This is a genomic window from Terrabacter sp. R4-6 (genome assembly GCF_057529065.1).
Map to the genome: position 1 here is coordinate 986,393 of NZ_CP197224.1, position 20,462 is coordinate 1,006,854.

Annotated in this window: 15 protein-coding genes; 6 read left to right on the plus strand and 9 right to left on the minus strand. The window is 73.5% G+C overall.

Features of this window, described 5'->3' with window-relative positions; translation table 11 throughout:
- Positions 1-110: 110 nt before the first annotated feature.
- The gene (locus ACSSS0_RS04635) at positions 111-2,225 is read right to left on the minus strand and encodes an ATP-dependent DNA helicase UvrD2 (protein ID WP_487231185.1); all 2,115 of its coding nucleotides are present in this window, start codon (positions 2,223-2,225) and stop codon (positions 111-113) included.
- 23 nt (positions 2,226-2,248) lie between these two features.
- On the minus strand, positions 2,249-3,055 hold the full coding sequence (gene ppk2 / locus ACSSS0_RS04640; protein ID WP_487230224.1) for a polyphosphate kinase 2: 807 nt from the start codon (positions 3,053-3,055) through the stop codon (positions 2,249-2,251).
- Between the two features lie 117 nt (positions 3,056-3,172).
- Between ppk2 and ACSSS0_RS04645 the strand changes: the two genes are divergently transcribed.
- Positions 3,173-3,442, plus strand: a complete 270-nt coding sequence (locus ACSSS0_RS04645; protein WP_435985089.1) for a mycoredoxin — start codon at positions 3,173-3,175, stop codon at positions 3,440-3,442.
- Positions 3,443-3,460: 18 nt separating this feature from the next.
- On the opposite strand, the gene nudC is transcribed toward ACSSS0_RS04645, so the two are convergent.
- The gene (nudC, locus tag ACSSS0_RS04650; protein WP_487230225.1) at positions 3,461-4,480 is read right to left on the minus strand and encodes an NAD(+) diphosphatase; all 1,020 of its coding nucleotides are present in this window, start codon (positions 4,478-4,480) and stop codon (positions 3,461-3,463) included.
- A gap of 118 nt (positions 4,481-4,598) precedes the next feature.
- Here nudC and ACSSS0_RS04655 point away from each other — a divergent pair, with 118 nt between their 5' ends.
- Positions 4,599-6,056, plus strand: a complete 1,458-nt coding sequence (locus ACSSS0_RS04655; protein WP_487230226.1) for a phosphotransferase — start codon at positions 4,599-4,601, stop codon at positions 6,054-6,056.
- A 385-nt stretch (positions 6,057-6,441) separates the two neighbouring features.
- Here the strand turns inward: ACSSS0_RS04655 and ACSSS0_RS04660 are convergent, their stop codons facing one another.
- The 6 genes from ACSSS0_RS04660 to moeB all read right to left on the minus strand — a co-directional run bounded on the left by ACSSS0_RS04660 (position 6,442) and on the right by moeB (position 18,219).
- Positions 6,442-9,942, minus strand: a complete 3,501-nt coding sequence (locus ACSSS0_RS04660) for an ATP-dependent helicase (protein WP_487230227.1) — start codon at positions 9,940-9,942, stop codon at positions 6,442-6,444.
- Positions 9,939-13,175, minus strand: a complete 3,237-nt coding sequence (locus tag ACSSS0_RS04665) for an ATP-dependent helicase (RefSeq protein ID WP_487230228.1) — start codon at positions 13,173-13,175, stop codon at positions 9,939-9,941. Before ACSSS0_RS04665 ends, ACSSS0_RS04660 begins: the two co-directional genes overlap by 4 nt.
- Before the next feature lie 202 nt (positions 13,176-13,377).
- Positions 13,378-15,561, minus strand: a complete 2,184-nt coding sequence (gene katG / locus ACSSS0_RS04670; protein ID WP_487231186.1) for a catalase/peroxidase HPI — start codon at positions 15,559-15,561, stop codon at positions 13,378-13,380.
- 72 nt (positions 15,562-15,633) lie between these two features.
- Positions 15,634-16,062 (minus strand): Fur family transcriptional regulator, encoded by a 429-nt coding sequence (locus ACSSS0_RS04675; protein ID WP_487230229.1) that lies wholly within the window; start codon positions 16,060-16,062, stop codon positions 15,634-15,636.
- A 227-nt stretch (positions 16,063-16,289) separates the two neighbouring features.
- Positions 16,290-17,030: an MGMT family protein gene (locus tag ACSSS0_RS04680; RefSeq protein ID WP_487230230.1), complete on the minus strand. Its 741-nt coding sequence runs from the start codon at positions 17,028-17,030 to the stop codon at positions 16,290-16,292.
- A 10-nt stretch (positions 17,031-17,040) separates the two neighbouring features.
- Positions 17,041-18,219 carry a molybdopterin-synthase adenylyltransferase MoeB gene (gene moeB / locus ACSSS0_RS04685; protein WP_487230231.1) on the minus strand — a complete coding sequence of 393 codons (1,179 nt, stop codon included), beginning with the start codon at positions 18,217-18,219 and terminating at the stop codon, positions 17,041-17,043.
- Positions 18,220-18,331: 112 nt separating this feature from the next.
- Here moeB and ACSSS0_RS04690 point away from each other — a divergent pair, with 112 nt between their 5' ends.
- From ACSSS0_RS04690 to ACSSS0_RS04705, 4 genes are all read left to right on the plus strand, one after another.
- A complete protein-coding gene (locus ACSSS0_RS04690) occupies positions 18,332-19,024 on the plus strand; it encodes a TetR/AcrR family transcriptional regulator (RefSeq protein WP_435985080.1) in 693 nt (230 codons plus the stop codon).
- Between the two features lie 56 nt (positions 19,025-19,080).
- Positions 19,081-19,302 (plus strand): DUF3107 domain-containing protein, encoded by a 222-nt coding sequence (locus ACSSS0_RS04695; protein ID WP_026864027.1) that lies wholly within the window; start codon positions 19,081-19,083, stop codon positions 19,300-19,302.
- Positions 19,303-19,588: 286 nt separating this feature from the next.
- Complete coding sequence (locus tag ACSSS0_RS04700; RefSeq protein ID WP_487230232.1) at positions 19,589-19,861, plus strand: GlsB/YeaQ/YmgE family stress response membrane protein; 273 nt, start codon at positions 19,589-19,591, stop codon at positions 19,859-19,861.
- 192 nt (positions 19,862-20,053) lie between these two features.
- Entirely contained in the window at positions 20,054-20,317 is a 264-nt protein-coding gene (locus tag ACSSS0_RS04705) for a GlsB/YeaQ/YmgE family stress response membrane protein (RefSeq protein ID WP_487230233.1), read from the plus strand.
- The last annotated feature ends 145 nt before the right edge of the window (positions 20,318-20,462 follow it).

Here is a 20,462-nt window from a genome sequence, read left to right on the forward strand (position 1 = left end):
CAGCTGGCCACCGAGACCACTGGGCTTGACTTCGTCAAGGGTACGCGTGCGCCTCGCGGGCGAACAACTGATTTAACGAAGTTTTCCGAACTTATTTTGGGCAGCCGCCCTCAACCGGCGGATTCCTTTGCTGCAGAACGGCTTTCGATGAGATCTTCCGGGTCGGCGCCCGCCAGGATGGCGAGGACGTCGCTGCCGTACTGCTCGAGCTTGCGCGCGCCGACCCCGCTGATGACCGACAGACCACCCTCGTCGGAGGGCGCGTCCTCGGCGATCGCGATGAGCGTGGCGTCGGTGAAGACGACGAACGGCGGCACGCTCGCGTCGCGCGCGACGGCGAGCCGCCACGTGCGCAGGCGCTCGAACGTCGCCTCGTCGTAGGTGGGCGGGCAGTCGTCGCAACGGCCGGTCTTGCGCTGCGCCGCGGAGACGAGCTCGGCCCCGCAGCCACGGCAGTGGGCCGGGCGCGCGACCTTGGGCGCGGCCCGCTTGGACGCGCCCGACTTCGCCTCGCTGCGGGCGCCCTGGCCGAGGATGTCGGCCGCCGGCGCGAGGAACCTCGAGACGCGGCGGGTGGCCCGGGCTCCGGGCGTGCGGGCACCGGACCACGACAGGAAGAGCTGCTTGCGCGCGCGGGTGAGGCCGACGTAGAGCAGGCGCCGCTCCTCCTCGACCGCGTCGGGCCCCTCGGCCATGGAGATCGGCATGAGGCCGTCGGAGGCTCCGACGAGGAAGACGGTGTCCCACTCGAGGCCCTTGGCGGCGTGCAGGCTCGCGAGCGTCACGCCCTGCACCGCCGGGGCGTGCTGCTCGGCCGCCCGCCGCTCGAGCTCGGCCACCAGCTCGGGCAGACGGGCCTCGGGTGCCGCGGCGGCGATGTCGTCGGCGAGCGTCGCGAGCGCGGTCAGCGACTCCCACCGCTCGCGGGTGGCCCCGCTGCCCGACGGCGGCTCGTGCGACCAGCCCGCGCCCGTGATGACGTCGCGCGTGATCTCGCCGAGGGGCTTCTCGCCGCCGTCGCTGCGGGCGGCACCGCGGAGCAGCAGGACGGCGTCGCGCACCTCCTTGCGGGCGAAGAAGCGGTCGCCGCCACGCACGAGGTAGGCCACCCCGGCGTCCGTGAGCGCCGCCTCGAAGGCCTCGGACTGGGCATTGGTGCGGAAGAGGATCGCGATCTCGGCAGCCTGGTGCCCGCCGGCGACGAGCGTGCGGATGCGGTCGGCGACCGCGGCGGCCTCCGCCGGGTCGTCCGGGTAGCTCGTCAGCTCGGGCGCAGGGCCCGGCTCGGACTGGGCCAGCAGGCGCACGGCGCCGTCGCGGGCCGCCTGCGTGCCGGACGCGACGATGGTGTTGGCGAGCCCGACGATCTGGGGGGTGGAGCGGTAGTTGCGCACGAGGCGCACGACCTGTGCGCCCGGGAAGCGCTTGGGGAAGCCGACGAGGTGCCGCGGGCTCGCCCCGGTGAAGGAGTAGATCGTCTGGGCCGGGTCGCCGACGACGCAGATGTCCTTGCGCTCCCCCAGCCACTGGTCGAGGAGCCGCTGCTGGAGGTCGTTGACGTCCTGGTACTCGTCGACGACGAACTGGCGGTACTGGCCGCGGACCGTACGCGCGATGTCCTCGCGCTCGTCGAGGATCCCGACGGTCAGCAGCAGGACGTCCTCGAAGTCGATGACGCCACGCCGCTGCTTGACGTCCTCGTAGGCCTCGAAGAGGCGTGCCATGGCCGTGAGGTCGAGGCCAGGAGGCTCCCGGCGCTGCTCACGGGCTCGGGCGGCATACGACTGCGGTGTCAGCAGGTTGACCTTGGCCCACTCGATCTCGGCGGCGAGGTCGCGGACGGTGGTGCGGTCGAACTGCATGCGCAGCCGGCTCGCCGCCTCGGCGACGGCGGGCGCCTTGTGGCTCATCACCTCGGGGGCCGCGCCCCCGATGGCCTGGGGCCAGAAGAAGTGCAGCTGCCGGAGCGCGGCGGCGTGGAAGGTGCGCGCCTGGACGCCCTGCACCCCGAGCCCGCGCAGGCGGGTGCGCATCTCGCCGGCGGCGCGGGCCGTGAAGGTCAGCGCGAGCACTCGTTGCGGCTGCTGCGCACCCGAGTGGACGGCATACGCGATGCGATGGGTGATGGCCCGCGTCTTGCCCGTGCCCGCGCCGGCGAGGATGCACAGCGGCCCCGGCGGGGCCATCGCGACCTCGCGCTGCTCCGGGTCGAGCCCGGCGAGGATCTGGTCGGCGGACGGTACTGCGCTCAGGAGCGATCACCCTTCGAGGTGGCCAGGACGCTCGCGGCGTGGTCGGGCACGTAGTTCTGCTCGTGCTGCGGCGGGCGCTCGTAGCCGCGCGGGGCCGGGCGCTTGGGCACGGGCGGCACGTCGGGCGTCACGGCGGCGTGCGGGATCGAGCTGAGCAGGTGGTGCATGACATTGACCCGCGACCGCCGCTTGTCCTCGGACTCGACGACGTGCCACGGCGCCCAGTCGGTGCTCGTCGCGGCCATCATGATGTCCTTCGCCTCGGAGTATTCCTCCCAGCGGGTGATCGACTCGAGGTCCATCGGCGAGAGCTTCCACTGGCGCATGGGGTCCTTGGCCCGGCTGCGGAAGCGGCGCTCCTGCTCGACGTCGGACACGCTGAACCAGTACTTGCGCAGGATGACGCCGTCGTCGACGAGCATCTTCTCGAAGAGCGGCGCCTGTTCGAGGAAGCGGGCGTACTGCTCGTCGGTGCAGAAGCCCATGACCCGCTCGACCCCGGCGCGGTTGTACCAGGACCGGTCGAACAGCACGATCTCGCCGGCCGCGGGAAGGTGGGCGATGTAGCGCTGGAAGTACCACTCCGTCTTCTCGCGGTCGGTCGGAGCCGGGAGGGCCGCGATGCGGGCGACGCGGGGGCTGAGGTACTCGGTGATCCGCTTGATCGCCGATCCCTTGCCGGCGGCGTCACGCCCCTCGAAGACGACGACGACCCGCTGGCCCGTCGCGCGCACCCACTCCTGGAACGCCACGAGCTCGGCCTGCAGACGACGGACCTCGGTCTCGTAGACGTCGAGGTCCATCCTCGGGGATCGTTTTGCGCCGCGCTTGGCCATGGGGTCATCCTTGCACCGAGGGACGACGCCCGTGGGGTCCGTCCCCACCTCCGCACACGACGCAGCCACGACGAGTAGGAAACGATGCCCGAGTCCACGCAGGTCACGCCCGACGAGGGCTCGATCACGATGTTCACGACCACGTGGTGCGGCTACTGCACGCGCCTCAAGGGCCAGCTCACCCGCGAGGGCGTGCCGTTCACCGAGATCGACCTCGAGGCCAACCCCGAGCACGTCGACTTCGTCGAGCACGTCAACGGCGGCAACCGCACGGTCCCGACGGTCGTCTTCCCCGACGGCTCGGCGGCGACGAACCCCTCGCTCGCCGAGGTCCGCGAGCGCCTCGCCGGCTGAGCCGCCGCGCGTCGCCGGTCAGAAGCCGGTGCGGGTGCCCGGCTCGACGACCGACTCGACCGTCTGGCCCAGCCAGTGCTCGATGATCCGCTTGGCGATCGAGATGCCGCTCGGCGTGCGGATCGACCCGCCGCGGAGCAGGTCGCGGTACTCCTCGCGGCTCACCCAGCGCGCCTCGGCCATTTCGACGGGGTCGATGGTCAGCTCCGTCTCGCGCGTGGTCGCCTCGAAGCCGATCATGACCGACGAGGGGAACGGCCACGGCTGGTTGCCGAGGTAGCGCACCGCCTCGACGGTGACGCCGACCTCCTCTGCGACCTCGCGGGCGACCGCGGACTCGAAGGACTCCCCCGGCTCGACGAAGCCGGCGAGCACCGAGAAGCGCCCCTCGGGCCAGTGCCCCCCGCGCCCGAGCAGCAGCCGCTCGTCGGGGTCGACGACCGACATGATGACCGCCGGGTCGGTGCGTGGGTAGTGCTCGCTGCCCTCGCGCTCGCACCGCCGCACCCAGCCGCCCTGCCGGGGCTCGGTCGGCGCGCCGCAGCGCGGGCAGAAGCGGTGCGTCGCGTGCCAGTTGGCGAGCGCCAGCGCGGTCGTGAAGACGCCGGCGTCACGCGGCGCGAGCGCCTCGCCCGCCTGCCGCAGGGTGAGCCAGCCGTCCGTCTCGGGCCCCGGGCCGGCAGCCGCGCTGTCGTCCGCCGAGACGACGCCCACGTATGCCGTCCCGTCGCCGTCGCGGCCGAGGTGCAGTCCGAGCCGGGCACGGTCCTCGGGCTCGGGGGCGCGCAGGACGAGCGTCAGCGCGTCGGCGTCGCCCGAGACGGCGGCGTCGCCGGAGACGGCGGCGTCACCGGAGACAGCCCCGTGGGCGTCGACCGGGGAGACGCGCATCCGGTCACCGCGGACCTCGGCGACGCGGGTGCGCGGGTCGTCGAGCAGCTCGGTGAGGATCTCGGGCCGACGGCGCTCGAGCGCCACCCGGTCCAGTGAGCTGCGCGAGAGCGCGAGGTCGGCCAGGGTCTCGTCGGTCACTGCCACGCGACCCACCCTAGGACGGCGGCCTGGCACCGTCGCACCGGTGTCGAGCCTGCACCGAACAGGGCCGCGCGGGTGTCGCCTCCCACGCTCGGCGCGTTGCTCGACCTACGGTGGACACGTGACGCGCAGCCCGCTCTTCCTCGCCGCCCTGGCGAGCTCGGCCGTGCCGGGCCTCGACCCGGTCACGGTGGAGGGCGTCCCGAGCCGTCCCGGCGACCTGTTCGAGATCGCGTACGTGCAGGACAGCCAGGACCGCCGCTGGGTCGTCAAGGCGCCGTGCACGTCGGCGGCCGGTGCGATGCTCGACGACATCTCGACTCTGTCCGGCCTGCTCGGTCGGCGGCTCGACGTCGCCATGCCCATGGTCCGCGGCTTCGCCCAGGTGCCGGAGGGGCGAGCGGCCGTCTACCTGCGCGTCCCCGGTCGACCCCTCGACTTCGGCGGGCTCCGGCCGGGCCCCCTGACCGCCGAGGTCGGGCGGACGCTCGCCCACATCCACAACGTCGAGCACCTCCTCTACGACGAGGCCGACCGGCCCAGCTATGACGCCGAGGCACACCGCCGGCGCCAGCTCTCCGAGCTCGACCGGGCCGCCGCGACGGGGCACATCCCCACAGGTCTGCTCACGCGCTGGGAGCACGCGCTCGAGGACGTCTCGCTGTGGCGCTTCGCGCCGAGCACGGTCCACGGCACCTTCACGGGCGAGAACGTCCTCGCGTCGTTCGACGACGACGACGACTCGTCGAGCGGTCATGTGCGTGGCGTCCTCGCATGGGAGGCGAGCCGCGTCGGCGACCCGGCGGACGACTTCGCCGAGCTCGCCAGCCTCGCGCCGGCCGAGACGCTCGATGCCGTGCTCGAGGCCTACGCCGAGTCGCGCATCGAGCGGCCCGACGTCCACCTCGTGCGCCGTGCCCGGCTCGCAGCCGAGATGGCGCCGCTGCGGACTCTGCTCCACGCCCTCGCCTCGGGACAGCTCGACGTCGTCGAGCGCACCGCCGACGAGCTGCGTGCCCTGGACGGCCGGGTCGAGGACGACGACCGCCGTCATGCGGAGGAGGACGCCGAGCGCAGCGAGCGCACGCGACTGGCCCGTGAGCGCGCTGCGGCGGTGCTCGACCCCGACGACCCCGAGCGCCCCGAGCCCGAGTGGGACGCGACCCAGCCCCACGTGCCCTTCCCCATGCTCGGCGAGACCCAGGCCATCTCGATGACCTCCCTCCTCGACGACCCGCAGGCGCCCGTCGCCTGGACCGCCGGAACGGCCGAGCCCCCCGCGCCGTCACCACCGTCCGGGCCCTCCCTGCCGTCCGGGCCCTCCCTGCCGTCCGGGCCCTCGCACCCGACGGACGCGCAGGAGCCCGAGCCGTCCACGACGCCGCAGGAGGCGGACGAGGCGAGCCCCGGTCACGCCGACCACGACGACGACGGCCCACCGGCCACCGACGACACGTCCGAGCCGGATCGGTCGCCGTGGCACGACGAGACGGTCGAGGAGTCGCAGCCCGTGCCGGTCATGGCCGCGGACGCCGACGCGTCGACGTTCGAGATCGACGAGGTCGAGGCCCTTCCCTAGGACGCCGACGGGGTGCTCGACCTCCACGAGGGCGCCTCCGACTTCGTCCCCGTCGACCGCCGTCGCGAGCACCCGCCCCGGGACGCCCGAGCCTGACTCCCCCTCGAGTGAGCGCTCAACCCCACTCGAGTGAGCGCCCGACCCCACCCGCCCCACCCCACCCGCCCCACCCGGGCGGAAACTCCGGTCACCTCGAGTGGCCGCGTGACCACACCCGTCACGGCCCGTCCACGTCCGAGGGGTCCACTCCGGTGTGACGACGAGGCCACTCGACGAGCGGACGGACCGGACGGGTGTGACGACGAGGCCACTCGACGGGCGGACGGACCGGACGGGTGTGACGACGAGGCCACTCGAGTGGGACTGGGGGCTCGCTCGACGGGGGCTACGCGTCGGGGAGGGTGCGGAGCAGGTCGACGAGGGAGGCTTCGCCCGGGAGGTCGGGGCGCACGGTGACGCCCTCCCCCGCGTAGTAGAACGCCGCGTCGACGAGCGACGCGTCGACGCCGCGCAGCCGGGCGAAGGCGACGGCATACGCCCCGAGCTGGAGCGCGCGGACGGTGGCGTCGCGCCCGGTCGGCCGGGCACCCGTCTTCCAGTCGACGACCGTCCACCCGCCGTCGTCGCGCGGGAAGACGGCGTCGACCCGGCCGCGGACGGCGATGCCGTCGATGACCGTCTCGATCGACATCTCGATCTCCTCCGGGATGCGGTCGGCCCACTCGCTGGCGAGGAAGCGCTCCTTCATCACGTCGAGGTCGCCGTCGTCGGCCGCCCCCTCGTCGGCGCTGCCGGGCAGGTCGAGCAGGTCGACGAAGGCGGCGCGTGAGTAGTGCTCCTCGATCCACGCGTGGAAGGCCGTGCCCTGCCGGGCGGCGACGGCCGGCGGGCTCGGCATCGGGCGCCTCAGCGACATCGCGAACGCCTCCGCGTCGCGGGCCAGCGAGACGACGGCGGACGCCGAGAGGTGACGTGGGACGTCGACGACAGGCTCACCGCGGGACCGTCGTGCCTCCTGCTCGGCGAGCAGGATGCGGAGGTCGTCGACGCGCGGATCCCCCTGGGGCACAGTGGGGCCCGCGTCGACGAGCGCAGCGATCCGGCGGTGCGCGTCGAGCAGGCCGACGCGCCGCGCCCCCATCGGGTCGTGGGGCCACAGCTGCGAGATCGGCACGGCGAGGTGAGGGTTGGTGGGCGCGGACGCCTTGCCCTTGTCGTCGACGACGGGCTCGGGGTCCGGCACCCAGGTGGTGCGCACGACGGAGCCGGGCAGCGTCTCCTCCACCTCGGCGAGGAAGCGCGAGGGCACGGAGAGGGTCTTCTTCGTCGCACCCCACAGGTGGGTCGTCAGGAGCATCGAGGCCCGCGCACGCGTCAAGGCGACGTAGGCGAGACGCCGCTCCTCGGCCACGGCATGGCGCCCGCCGTCGAGGACGAACGCGTCGATGGCGGCGCTCAGCGCCTTGCGGTCGGGCACGCCGCGCCAGTCGAGGTGCGGCAGGCCGGCCCGGTCGCCACGCAGGTCGTAGGGCAGCGAGTCGAGCCCGATGAGCCAGCCCTTGTCCTTGACGTCGCCCGAGCAGGCGTACGCCGTGGGCTCGCTGTCGGCGACGGGCGCCACCGCGGTCGCGCCGTGTGCCGGGAAGACGCCCTCGACGAGGGTCGGGACGGCGACGACGTCCCACTCGAGACCCTTGGCCGCGTGCACGGTGAGCACCTGCACGGCGTCGGCGTCGGACTCGGTGTGCCCGGCGTCGAGGCCGCGCTCCTGGTCGCGGGCCGCGTCGAGCCAGCTGAGGAAGCCGGAGAGCGTGGGCCGGTCGGCGGTGGTGGCGTAGCGCGCCGCGACATCGGCGAAGGCGTCGAGGTGCACGCGGGCGGTCGACGCCGTGTGCTCGGGGCGCGAGAGCACCTCGATGTCGAGCCCGATGGCGACCTCGGCCTCGGCGACGAGGTCGACGAGGGGCAGCGCCGTGAGTCGGCGGAGCCGGCGGACGACGTCGCCGAGGTCTTTCAGCCGGGCCAGGGCCTCGTCGCCGATGCGCGCGCCGTCGCGTGCGGTCCAGCCGGCCCGGGGCAGGTCGTCGAGCGCCTCGACGAGCGTGGCGGTGTCGGCGCTGTCGGCGGCGAGGTCGGAGCCGCGGGGGTCATCGGGTGTCGCGTCGCCGGCCTGGTCCGCCGCCGGGCCGGCGGACGGCGCCGGAGCGCCCGTGGCCGCAGGAGCGTCGGTCGCGGCCACGGACCCCGGGTCCTGCGCGACCGGGCCCCCGGCGCTGGCCGCCCCGGGCCGGCCGGTTGGCGCCGTCGCCTCCGCGACGGCGCTCCCGACCCGGGGGGTCCGCGCATGCAGCTCACGCGCCCACGCCCACAGCCCGGCCAGGTCGGCCGCGCCGAGACGCACGACGGGGCCGGTGAGCAGGCGCATCAGCTGGTCGCCGCGGCTGGGGTCCTGCACGACCCACAGGGCCGCCACGAGGTCGCTGACCTCGGGAGTGACGAGCAGGCCCCCGAGTCCGACGACCTCGACGGGCAGCTGGCGGCGGCGCAAGGCCTCGAGCACGACGGGGAAGGTCGAGCGTCGTCGGCACAGCACGGCCGCGCTGCGACCGGTGCGTCGGCCGCTCGTGCTGAACCAGTGCGAGGCGATCCAGGCGGCCAGGTGGTCGGCCTCCTCCTCGGCGGTCCCGAGCCGGGCCACCTCGATCGTCCCCGCCCCGGCGCCCGGCCGTGGTCGCAGCGGCTGCACGTGCTCGGTCGCGAGCGGCGCGGCGACGGCGTTGGCTGCGTCGAGGATGAGCGAGTCGTTGCGCCAGCTCGTCGACAGCGGCAGGACGTCGGCGGGGCCGTCGTCGCCACCGAACTCGGACGGGAAGCGCAGGAGCGTGGTCGCGCTCGCCCCTCGCCAGCCGTAGATCGACTGGTTGGGGTCGCCGACGGCCGTCAGGGCGACGCCGGGGTGGTGGAAGAGCGACCGGAGCAGCTCGAGCTGGGCCTCGGAGGTGTCCTGGAACTCGTCGAGCAGCACGGCGCGGAACCGCTCGCGCTCTATCTCGCCGACGGCCGGCACCGACCGGGTCAGGCGGGCGGCGATGGCCATCTGGTCGGCGAAGTCGAGCGACTCGCGCTCGCGCTTGAGGGCGAGGAAGGCCTCGACGATCGGCAGGACCGTGCGGCGCTCGCGCAGGACGGCGACCGCGTCGCGGGCGGCGGTGAGCGACCCGCGTCCCTCGCCGTCGGGCAGTGCGTCGAGGCGCGCGAGCACGGCGTCGAGGTGGTCCATGACCTCGACGGGCGTGCGCACGTGCTCGGCCATCTCGCCGGCGAGCGCCATGACGGCCTGGATCACGGTCGCCTCGCTCTTGACGACGTCGTCCATCGGACCGTCCCAGCGCGACACCGCCTCGGCGGCCAGCTGCCACGCGCCGGCCTCGGTGAGGATGCGGAACTCCGGCTCGATGCCCACCCGGAGGGCGTGCTCGCGGACGAGCCGGCCGGCATACGCGTGGTAGGTGGAGACGGTCGGGGTGCCGCCGAGCACCTCGGCGCCCGTGCCGTCGTCGGCGGGCGCCGTCCAGATGCCGGCCCGTTCGAGGCCGCGCAGACGCTTGGCGATGCGCTGGGAGAGCTCCGCGGCGGCCTTGCGGGTGAACGTCAGGCCCAGCACCTGGTCGGGGTCGACGAGGCCGTTGGCGACGAGCCACACGACGCGTGCCGCCATCGTCTCGGTCTTGCCCGAGCCGGCGCCGGCGACGACGAGGAGCGGGCGGGCGCCCGCCTCGATGACGGCGGCCTGCTCGGCCGTGGGCGGCGGCATCTCGAGAGCCGTCGCGATGTCGAAGGCGCTGTGCGACGCCGTCGGGGCGGGACGTGCCTCGGTCGTCGTCACAGGGCGTCCCCCTCGGGCTGGACGGGGCACGACGACCGGACCGGGCACGTCTCGCAGGCCTTGCCCTGGGCGGCCCGGAACTCGGCAGCACCCATCCCCTCGGCGGTCTCCTCGACGAGCGTCCGTGCCCACGTCGGGTCGTCGCTGCTCGTCAGCGGTGGCTGCGGCAGCACGCTCGGCTTGAGACCGGAGAGCCCTCCCTTGCCGATGAAGGCGAGCGCCGCGCCGGCGCTGCGGTCGCCGAGCGCGGGGAACCCGCCCTCCTCGACGGCCACCTGGTATGCCCCGAGCTGGCCGTGCTGGGCGAGCTCGGCCTTGGTCGGCTTGGACTTGCCGGTCTTGAGGTCGACGATGCGCAGGCGACCCTCGGCGTCGCGCTCGATGCGGTCGACGCGCCCGGCGACGACGGCACGCCCGACCTCGACCCGGAAGTCGGCCTCGATCCCGACGCGCTCCCAGTCGCGCTCTGCGGCGGTCCGGTAGGTCACGAACCGGGCCACCATGTCGTGGGCCTCCTGGTGGGTTCGGTCGGTGACCCACCCGGGCTTGAGCCCGAGGCGCCCCCACCGCGCGTCGACCTCGTGCTTCAGCTCCTCGAGCGGGGCGTCGGGCAGCTCGGCGACGATGTCGTGGACGAAGGTGCCGACCGAGGCAGCGCCGAGGGAGACGCCCTCCCCGCCGACCGAGGTGAGGAACCAGCGCAGCCCGCACTCGGCGAAGTAGGTGACCTTCGACGGCGACACGGGGACCGGCTCGTCGGGTCGGCGCACGGGGCGCTCGCTCGTCACCGAGCGCAACGCCCACCACGACGTCGGGTCGGCCCCGCGCACGCCCTCGCGCGCGGCAGCCGCGAGCAGGTTGAGGGCGGGCTCGGCGACACCGGGGTCGGGGCTGACAGCCTCGCGCCGCAGCTCTCCGACGAGCCCGGGGAGGGTCATGGTGCGCGCCACCTCCGAGTGCGGGCGCACCTCGTCGGCGAGCCTCGTGGTGGCGGGAGGGTCGACGAGGTCGAGGTAGACCGACGGCTGCTCGTCCTCGTTGCCGACGGCGGTGACGAGGAGGCGCTCGGTGGCGCGGGTGACGGCGACGAGGAAGAGGCGCGTCTCGTCGTAGCGCACGGCGGCCTGCGCGGCGCGGAAGCCGAGCGGCCGCTGGGCCACGACGTCGACGAGGTCCTCGGACCCGAGGACCGAGCCACGGAGGCGCAGGTCGGGCCACACCCCCTCCTGGACGCCCGCGACGACGACGATCCGCCACTCGCGACCGGCGGCCGTCTGCGGCGTCAGGAGGGCGACACGGCCGCCGGACTGACCGCCGACGAGCAGGGTGTCGCCCGGGACGTCCTGGCCCTGGATGTGCTCGAGGAACTTGTCGGGCCCGGCGGTCGGCAGGCGGTCGACGAACGCACCCGCGGCGTCGAAGAGCGCGAGCACGGCATCGAGGTCGCGGTCGGCCCGCTCGCCCGAGGTGCCTCCGGAGAGCGCCTGTCGTCGCCATCCGTCGGCCACGCCCGCGCCCTGCCAGATGGCCCAGAGCACCGACTCGGCCGTGACCCCCTGCGCCCACCGGCCGTCGTCGGCGACGCGCGCTGCCGCGGCACCCGCCGCGAGCGCCGTCGCGATGCGCTCGGCGGGGCGCGCGGTCGACCCGAGCATCCGGGCGCGGGGCTGTGACTGGAGCAGCTCGGCGAGCAGCTCGTCGCTCGATCGCCCACCCCCGGAGGCGAGCTCGTCCTGCCGGAGCAGTCGCCGCAGCCGGCGCAGACCGACGGTGTCGCTCCCCCCGACCGGCGACAGCACGAGGTCTGCGGCCCGCACGGGGTCGATGACGTGGCTCTCGCCGCGGTGCTCGGCGCGGGCGATGGCGATGCTCTCCTCGAGCAGGTGCAGCAGCGGCCGGACCGCGCTCTCGTCGCGCACCGGCGTCTCGGCGCTGCCCGCCTGGACGGGCACCCCGGCCTGCCCGAGGAGGCGACGCATCGCGTCGGCGCGTCCCGAGCCGCGCACGATGACGGCCATGTCGGTCCAGGGCACGCCCTCGACGAGGTGCGCCCGGCGCAGCAGCGCCGCGACGTGCGCCGTCTCCTGGGCCGCGGAGCGCAGCAGGGCGACCTCGACGGTGCCGCGCGACGGGTCTGCGGCCGCGGACGCCATCCGCCGCTGCTCGCCGCCACCGAGCGCACCGATGCGCCGCGAGACGCGGTCGGCCACACCCACCATGGCCGCGCCGAGCCGGTGGGTCCGGTCGAGCACGACGGTCTCGCTCGCGCCGTCGCCGGCGTCGTCGATGAGGTCGAAGAGGCCGCCGACGAAGCGCGGGTCGCGGCCGGCCCCCGCGAGGTCGGTCCAGCCGTCGGCGAGGAAGCGCGGGTCGGCGCCGCGGAAGGTCTGGACCGCCACGTCGGGGTCACCGAGGAGGACCACCCGTGGACCCCCGGGGCGGGCGACGACGCGCAGCAGCCGAGCCGCCGCCGACGTCAGCTCCTGGGCCTCGTCGACGACGACGAGGCGGATGCGCTCGTGGAGCCGGTCGAGGGCCGACGGGTCGTCGTCGAGCAGCTCGGCGACCGCGGTGAGCACCCACGCGGGGTCGTAGGAGCCGTGCCGGCTGAACGAGGTGACCTGGTCGTACTCGCGCAGCACGTGCGCGGCCGCCGCCCACTCGGGTCGGTCGTGCTCGGCGGCGAGCCGGGCGAGGTCGTCGGGGCCCTGACCCAGCTCGACCGAGCGCATGAGCAGGTCGCGCAGCTCGTTGCGGAAGCCGCGGGTCGTCAGCGCCTCGCGCAGCTGCTCGGGCCACGACGGCCCGCGCACCTCACCCGAGGCGTGCCCGGCGAGCAGGTCGCGCAGGATGACGTCCTGCTCGGGACCGTTGAGCAGCCGCGGGGGTGGGTCGCCGCGCAGGGCCGCCTCGGCCCGGAGCACCCCGAAGCCGAAGGCCTGCCACGTGCGCGCGAGCGACTCGGTGGACGTGCCGCCGAGTCGCGCCGTGACCTGCTGGCGCAGCTCGCCCGCCGCGCTGCGGCTCGAGGTGAGCACGAGGCACGCGTCGGCCCGCAGCCCCTGCTGCCGCACGGCGTCGACGACGAGCTCGACCGCGAGCGTCGACTTGCCCGTGCCCGGCCCGCCGAGGACCCGCAGCACCCGGGCGGAGGAGCCGAGAGCGGCCTGCTGCCGCTCGTCGAGCCGCACCTGCGCCGGGGCGAGGGCGGGAGCTCGACGGAGGATGACCACCGGAGGATTCCATCACGCCCGACCGACACCCGCGCACGACCCGACGGCGTGTGCCGTGTGCCCCCACCCGCCGGCGCGCCCGCTCTCCCCCCGGCGGGGGCTGGGGCCCTCGGTGGCGCGAGCGGACCCCCGGGCCGGGCGGACGCGCGAAGGGCCCGGGACGGCATACGCCATCCCGGGCCCCGTGCGGTGCGTCAGGCCGTCACCTGACGTCGAAGCGGTCGGCCTCCATGACCTGCGACCACGCGGCGACGAAGTCGTGGACGAACTTCTCGGCGGCGTCGTCGCTGGCGTAGACCTCGGCGAGGGCGCGCAGCTCGGAGTTGGAGCCGAAGAGCAGGTCGACGCGGCTGCCGGTCCACGTCTGCTCGCCCGCGGCGTTCGTCGCGGTGAACGTGTCGGCGCCCTCGTTCGCAGCCGTCCACGTCGTGCCGAGCTCGAGCAGGTTGACGAAGAAGTCGTTCGTCAGCGTGCCGACGCGGTCGGTGAGGACACCCGTCGTCGAGCCACCGGTGTTGGCACCGAGGACGCGCAGGCCGCCGACGAGGACCGTCATCTGCGGGGCCGAGAGGCCGAGCAGGTTGGCGCGGTCGAGGAGGAGGTACTCGGCGGGCACGCGACCCGGCTTGCCGACGTAGTTGCGGAAGCCGTCGTGCTTCGGCTCGAGGTAGCCGAACGACTCGACGTCGGTCTGCTCCTGCGTGGCGTCGACGCGACCGGCGCGGAAGGGCACCTCGACGGTGACGCCGCCTGCGGCAGCGGCCTGCTCGACCGCGACGTTGCCGCCGAGGACGATGAGGTCGGCGAGCGAGACGGTGGCACCGCCACGGCCGTTGAAGTCGGCCTGGATGCCCTCGAGGACACGCAGGACGGTCGCCAGCTCGGCGGGGTCGTTGACGTCCCAGCCGCTCTGCGGCTCGAGACGCACGCGCGCACCGTTGGCGCCACCGCGCTTGTCGCTGCTGCGGAACGTCGACGCGGACGCCCATGCGGCCTTGACGAGCTGGGTGACGGTGAGGTCGGAGTCGGCGATGGCCTGCTCGAGCGTCGCGATGTCGTCGGCACCGATCGGCTCACCGGCGGCGGTGGGGAGCGGGTCCTGCCACAGCAGCTCCTCCTGCGGCACCTCGGGGCCGAGGTAGCGCTCGACCGGGCCCATGTCGCGGTGGGTCAGCTTGAACCAGGCACGCGCGAAGGCGTCGGCGAACTCGGCCGGGTTCTCGTGGAAGCGGCGCGAGATCTTCTCGTACGCCGGGTCGACGCGCAGGGCCAGGTCGGTCGTCAGCATCGTGGGCAGGCGCTTGGCGCCGCCCTCGTTCGGAGCCGGGATGATCGCCTCGGCGTCCTTGGCGACCCACTGGGCCGCGCCCGCGGGGCTCTGCGACAGCTCCCACTCGTGACCGAAGAGCACGTCGAAGAAGGTGTTGTCCCACTGCGTCGGCGTGGGAGTCCACGTGACCTCGAGGCCGGACGTGATGGCGTCCTGGAGCTTGCCGGTGCCGTAGGACTGCTTCCAGCCGAGGCCCTGCTCCTCGAGCGGGGCACCCTCGGGCTCGGTGCCGACGTACTTCAGCGGGTCGGCGGCGCCGTGCGTCTTGCCGAAGGTGTGACCGCCGGCGATGAGGGCGACGGTCTCCTCGTCGTTCATCGCCATGCGGCCGAACGTCTCGCGGATGTCGCGGGCGGACTGCAGGGGGTCCGGGTTGCCGTTGGGACCCTCGGGGTTGACGTAGATGAGGCCCATCTGGACCGCGGCGAGCGGGTTCTCGAGGTCGCGGTCGCCGGTGTAGCGCTCGTCGCCGAGCCACTCGGCCTCCGAGCCCCAGTAGACGTCGGCGTCCGGCTCCCAGACGTCCTCGCGTCCGCCGCCGAAGCCGAAGGTCGTAAAGCCCATCGACTCGAGGGCGACGTTGCCGGTGAGGACGATGAGGTCGGCCCACGAGAGCTTCTGGCCGTACTTCTTCTTGACCGGCCACAGCAGGCGGCGGGCCTTGTCGAGGTTGCCGTTGTCGGGCCAGGAGTTGAGCGGGGCGAAGCGCTGCTGCCCGGCACCCGCGCCGCCGCGACCGTCCTGCACGCGATAGGTGCCGGCGCTGTGCCAGGCCATGCGGATCATGAACGGGCCGTAGTGGCCGAAGTCGGCGGGCCACCAGTCCTGCGAGTCGGTGAGCACGGCCGCGATGTCGGCCTTGACGGCGGCGAGGTCGAGGCTGTTGAAGGCCGCGGCGTAGTCGAAGTCCTCACCGAGCGGGTTGGCGACCGCGGGGTTCTTGGCGAGGATCTTGAGGTTGAGGCGGTTGGGCCACCAGTCCTCGTTGCTCGTGCCCGCGGGGCGGGTCGACCGGTCGTGGGCCACGGGGCACTTGCTGGCCTCCGGCTCGTTCATCTCGCCGACTTCGGCGTTGGGCTGGTGGAGCTCAGACACGAGGACGTCCTTCTCTTTCTGGGGTGGGCAACTTCAGGAGGCGGCCTCGGCGGCGCACTCGGGGCAGATGCCCCAGTACGTCACCTCGGCCTCGTCGATCACGAATCCGTGGGGGTCGGATGCCGTGAGGCAAGGGGCGTGGCCGACGGCGCAGTCGACGTCGGTGATGGAGCCGCACGAGCGGCACACGACGTGGTGGTGGTTGTCGCCGACGCGCACCTCGTAGCGGGCGACGGAGCCCGTCGGCTGGATGCGGCGCACGAGTCCGGCGTCGGTGAGGGCCCGCAGGACGTCGTAGACGGCCTGGTGGGACACGTCGCCGGCGACCTCGCGGACGCGCCGGATGACGGTGTCGGTGTCGGTGTGCGGGTGGTCGTGCAGGACCGAGAGGACGGCGACACGCTGGCGCGTCACACGCAGGCCGGACTCGCGCAGCTGCACCTCGACGTCGGCTCCGGTCATGCCCCGAGTCTCCCGGCTTGTCTGGAACAAATCAAGTCTTGCCGGTCCCCTCGGTGACGTGGCTGACGTGGTTGACGTGAACCTCGTGGGCACCCCGCACCCACGGCCGCTCTCCACCCTCACCGACCGCGCCCGGGAGCGGCAGGGTCGAAGGTCCCGGCCAGGGTCCCGACCTTCCGGGTGGCGCGGCGGCGGGCGCCGGGAGGCTGGCGTCAGGGAGGCTGGCGTCAGGCGTCGGCGGCGACGACCTCGACCTCGAAGCCCTCGCCGCTCTCGAGGTAGGCGGCGTAGTGCTGCGGACCACCGGCATACGGGTGCGTGTCCGCGAACATCAGCGTCCACCCGCCCTCGCCGCAGGCGTCGACGAGCGAGTCGACCTCGGCGCGCGAACCGCCATGGAAGGCAAGGTGGTTCAGGCCCGCCCGCGTGCGCTCGTGGCGTCCGGCGACGACATCGGGTCCGGCCTCGACGACGACGTAGAGCGAGCCGAGCTCCCACGCCTGGCCGTGCCCCCAGTCGTCACCGAGGTGGTAGCCGAGGCGTCCGAGCAGCCACCCCCACTCGCGCTTGGCCGCGGCGATGTCGTCGACCCAGATCTCGACGTGGTGCAGGCCACCGCGCGGTCCCGCTCCCCCGGCGGCACCGGACGCGGCCGGCGCCCCAGCGAAGTCCCAGCGAGCCCGGCCCATGTCGGCGCGGCCACCGTCGACGAGCCCGCCCACCATGGGCGTCCCCTCGGCCCGCCAGTGCTCGAGGGCCTCGTCCTCGAGGCCCTGCGGCGGACGACCGTCGGAGCGGATGACCCGCCACCACGGCACGTCCGAGCCGTAGCGGCTCATCACCGTGCCGACCGTGCGCGGCCCCATGCCGCCGAGCCGCTTGGCGATGTCGCCGTAGGCGAGGACCCGCCCCTCGGGGATGGTCGCGACGAGGTCGAGCACGCGCTCGGCGTGGTCCTCCAGCGGCACGGGCGTCCTCTCAGTACTCGGGCTGGCTCGGGTCGATCTCCCGGAGGTAGGCGAGTATGCCGCCCTCGACGTTCGCGACGTCCGTGAGCCCCGCGCGCAGCGCCAGTCGCGTCGCCTCGGCCGAGCGTGCACCCACCTTGCAGTGGATGAGGACCCTTCTGTCCGAAGGCAGCTCGTCGAACGCCTCACCCGAGCGGAAGCGGTCGAGGTGGATCGCGACGGCGCCGGGGATCGAGGCGATGGCTCGCTCCTCGTCGCCGCGGACGTCGACGAGCAGGGGCGGCTCGTCGGTCGCGAGCTCGCCCACCATCTCGTGGACGGTGACGGTCGGCAGGTCGCCCTCGTCGTGCGCGGCGGCACCGGGCACGCCGCAGAACTCGACGTAGTCGATGAGCTCGGTGACGGTCGGCTGGTCGCCGCAGACCGGGCACTCGGGATCGGCCCGCACGGTCAGGGTGTCCCACGTCTGGCGCAGCGCGTCATGGACCATGAGCCGCCCGACGAGCGGCTCGCCGATGCCGAGCAGGAGCTTGATCGCCTCGGTCGACTGGATCGACCCGATGGCGGCGCACAGGACCCCGAGCACGCCGCCCTCCGCGCAGCTCGGCACCGAGCCTGGCGGCGGCGGGTCGGGGAACACGCAGCGGTAGCAGGGCCCCCGGCCGGCCCACCACACCGAGACCTGGCCGTCGAAGCGGAGGATCGAGCCCCACACGTGCGGCTTGCCGAGCATGACGCAGGCGTCGTTGACGAGGTAGCGGGTCGGGAAGTTGTCGGTGCCGTCGACGACGAGGTCGTAGTCGCCGATGATCGCCAGCGCGTTGGCGGAGTCGAGCGCGACGTCGTGCCGGACCACCTCGACGTGCGGGTTGACGCGGTGGACCGCGGCCTCGGCGGACTCGGTCTTGGGTCGGCCGATGTCGGCGTCGGAGTGGATGACCTGGCGGTGCAGGTTGGTGAGGTCGACGACGTCGGCGTCGACGACCCCGATGGTGCCGACCCCGGCGGCGGCGAGGTAGAGCAGCGCGGGCGACCCGAGCCCGCCGGCCCCGACGACGAGCACCCGGGAGACGGCCAGCCGCTCCTGGCCGTCACGGCCGACGTCGGGCAGCAGCACGTGCCGGGCGTACCTCGTCGTCTCGGCCTTGCTGAGCGGCCGACCCGTCTTGACCAGCGGATCCGTCGACATGCCCTCACCGTACTGCTGGGTATGGTGAGCACGACACCGTCGTCTGCGGGGGCGGACGACGAGGACCGACGAGCACCGACGAGCAACGCGCCCACCGGCGAAGAGGACCCGCATGGCAGACGAGACCACCCCTCCGGGCCGCGGCCAGCGGCTGCCCCGCTCCGAGCGGCGCGCCCAGCTGCTCGACGCCGCCCTCGGCGTGTTCGTCGAGAACGGCTACCACGCCGCCGCGATGGACGACATCGCCGCGCGGGCCGGGGTCTCCAAGCCCGTGCTCTACCAGCACTTCCCCGGCAAGCTCGAGCTCTACCTCGCGCTCATCGACCAGCACACCGGCGAGCTCGAGCAGCTCGTGCGCGACGCCCTGGCGCTGTCCGACAACAAGGCCCGCATCAACACGATGACGCGCGCCTACTTCGACTTCGTCGGCCAGGAGGGCGCCGCCTTCCGTCTCATCTTCGAGTCGGACCTCGCCAACGAGCCCGAGGTCCGCAAGCGCCTCGACCAGATCGACCTCACGTGCGCCGAGGCGATGGCCGAGATCATCCGCAGCGAGACGTCGATGGACCAGGAGGAGGCCGTCCTCGTCGGCGTGGCCTTCGTCGGCCTGGCCCAGACGTCGGCCCGCCACTGGCTGACCCACGAGGCTACGCTCTCCAAGGAGACGGCCGTGCGCCTCACCGCCGCGCTGATCCGGCGCGGCTTCGGCGCGTTCCCGGTCGTCGGCCGGGGCGAGGGCCGCAGCGACGAGGGCGACAGGCCCGGCGGCGCGGCCAGGGAATCGGTCGGCACGCCGGCTCGTTAAGGTGACGACAGGACGCGGTCGACCGCGTCCACCAGAACTGAGAAAGCAGGTTTGACGTGGAGGTCCGCATCGGCGTGCAGAACGTGGCGCGCGAGATCACCTTCGAGACGACCCAGAGCAGCGACGAGATCTTCGCCGCCGTCAAGGCGTCCCTCGGCTCCGAGGCCCTCGAGCTGACCGACGACAAGGGCGGTCGCATCATGGTCCCGTCCGCCTCGATCGGCTACGTGACGACGGGTGCCGAGCGCAAGTCGGGCGTCGGTTTCGGCGCTCATTGAACGCGTCCGAGGAGCACGACCCCCCTGGCAGTCCCGGTGCCGGCCCACGGCTAGCGCCGAGCGACCCACCGACGGACCACCGTCCCCGGACGGTCTGCCCGGGCATGACGAAGGCCGCCGACCCTCGTGGTCGGCGGCCTTCGTCATGCCCGTGGGACCGGCCGCGGGACTCGCCCTGCTCCGGGGTGTGGCCCGGAGCGACCATGCGGGTACAAGGTGGGGGAACGAGCCGGGATCGCCGGGTCGTCGCCGCCCGCGCAGCGGGCTCGAAGGAGGAAGCGTAGACATGATCGGAACCATCCTTGCCGCCCTCGTCGCGGGTGCGATCGTGGGACCGCTCGCCCGCTTGGTGCTGCCCGGCAAGCAGAACATGAGTGTCCTGCTCACCGTGGTCCTCGGAGCCCTCGGCTCCCTCATCGGCGCCTTCATCTACTACAAGGCCACGGGTGTCAGCGACACCAAGGGGATCGACTGGATCTCCGGCCTCATCGGCGTCGTCGTCGCGGCCGCCCTCATCGTCGGCTACGGCATGATCACCGGCAACCGCCAGACACGCTGACGCTTCGGACGGGCGCCCCGACCCGGGTCGCCTGTCCCCTTCGTCCCCTCACGGCCGAATCCCCGTGGAATTGGCGCGCGCCACATCCACCACACCAGCCCCACGCGGTGGGACATTGATCTCGTCGCAAGAGTTGTCCGCACCCCTCGCGGACCAAGCGGCCGTCCACGTGACGGCCAGAAGGAGCGTCACATGGTCTCAACCATCATCGGAGCCATCATCGTCGGTGCCATCATCGGTGCCCTCGGTCGGCTCATCCTCCCCGGCAAGCAGAACATCTCGCTCGTCGTGACGATCCTCATCGGCATCGTCGCGAACGTCGTCGTGACGTTCGTCGTGCGCCAGCTCGGCTACTCGAACAACTCGGGTATCGCCTGGATCCCGCTGATCCTCGGCGCCATCGTGGCGGCGATCATCATCGTGCTGTACGGCCGCATGAGCCACAAGTCGGTCTGACCGACGCACTGACCGAGGGGCCCGACCGTCTGCGGTCGGGCCCCTCGGCATGTCCGGCCCTGTCCGGACGTCGCGCGTCGCGCCATGGCGTATGCCGTGTCGTGGCCCCGGGTGACCGTGCCCTCCGCGCCCCCTCCGCGCCCGG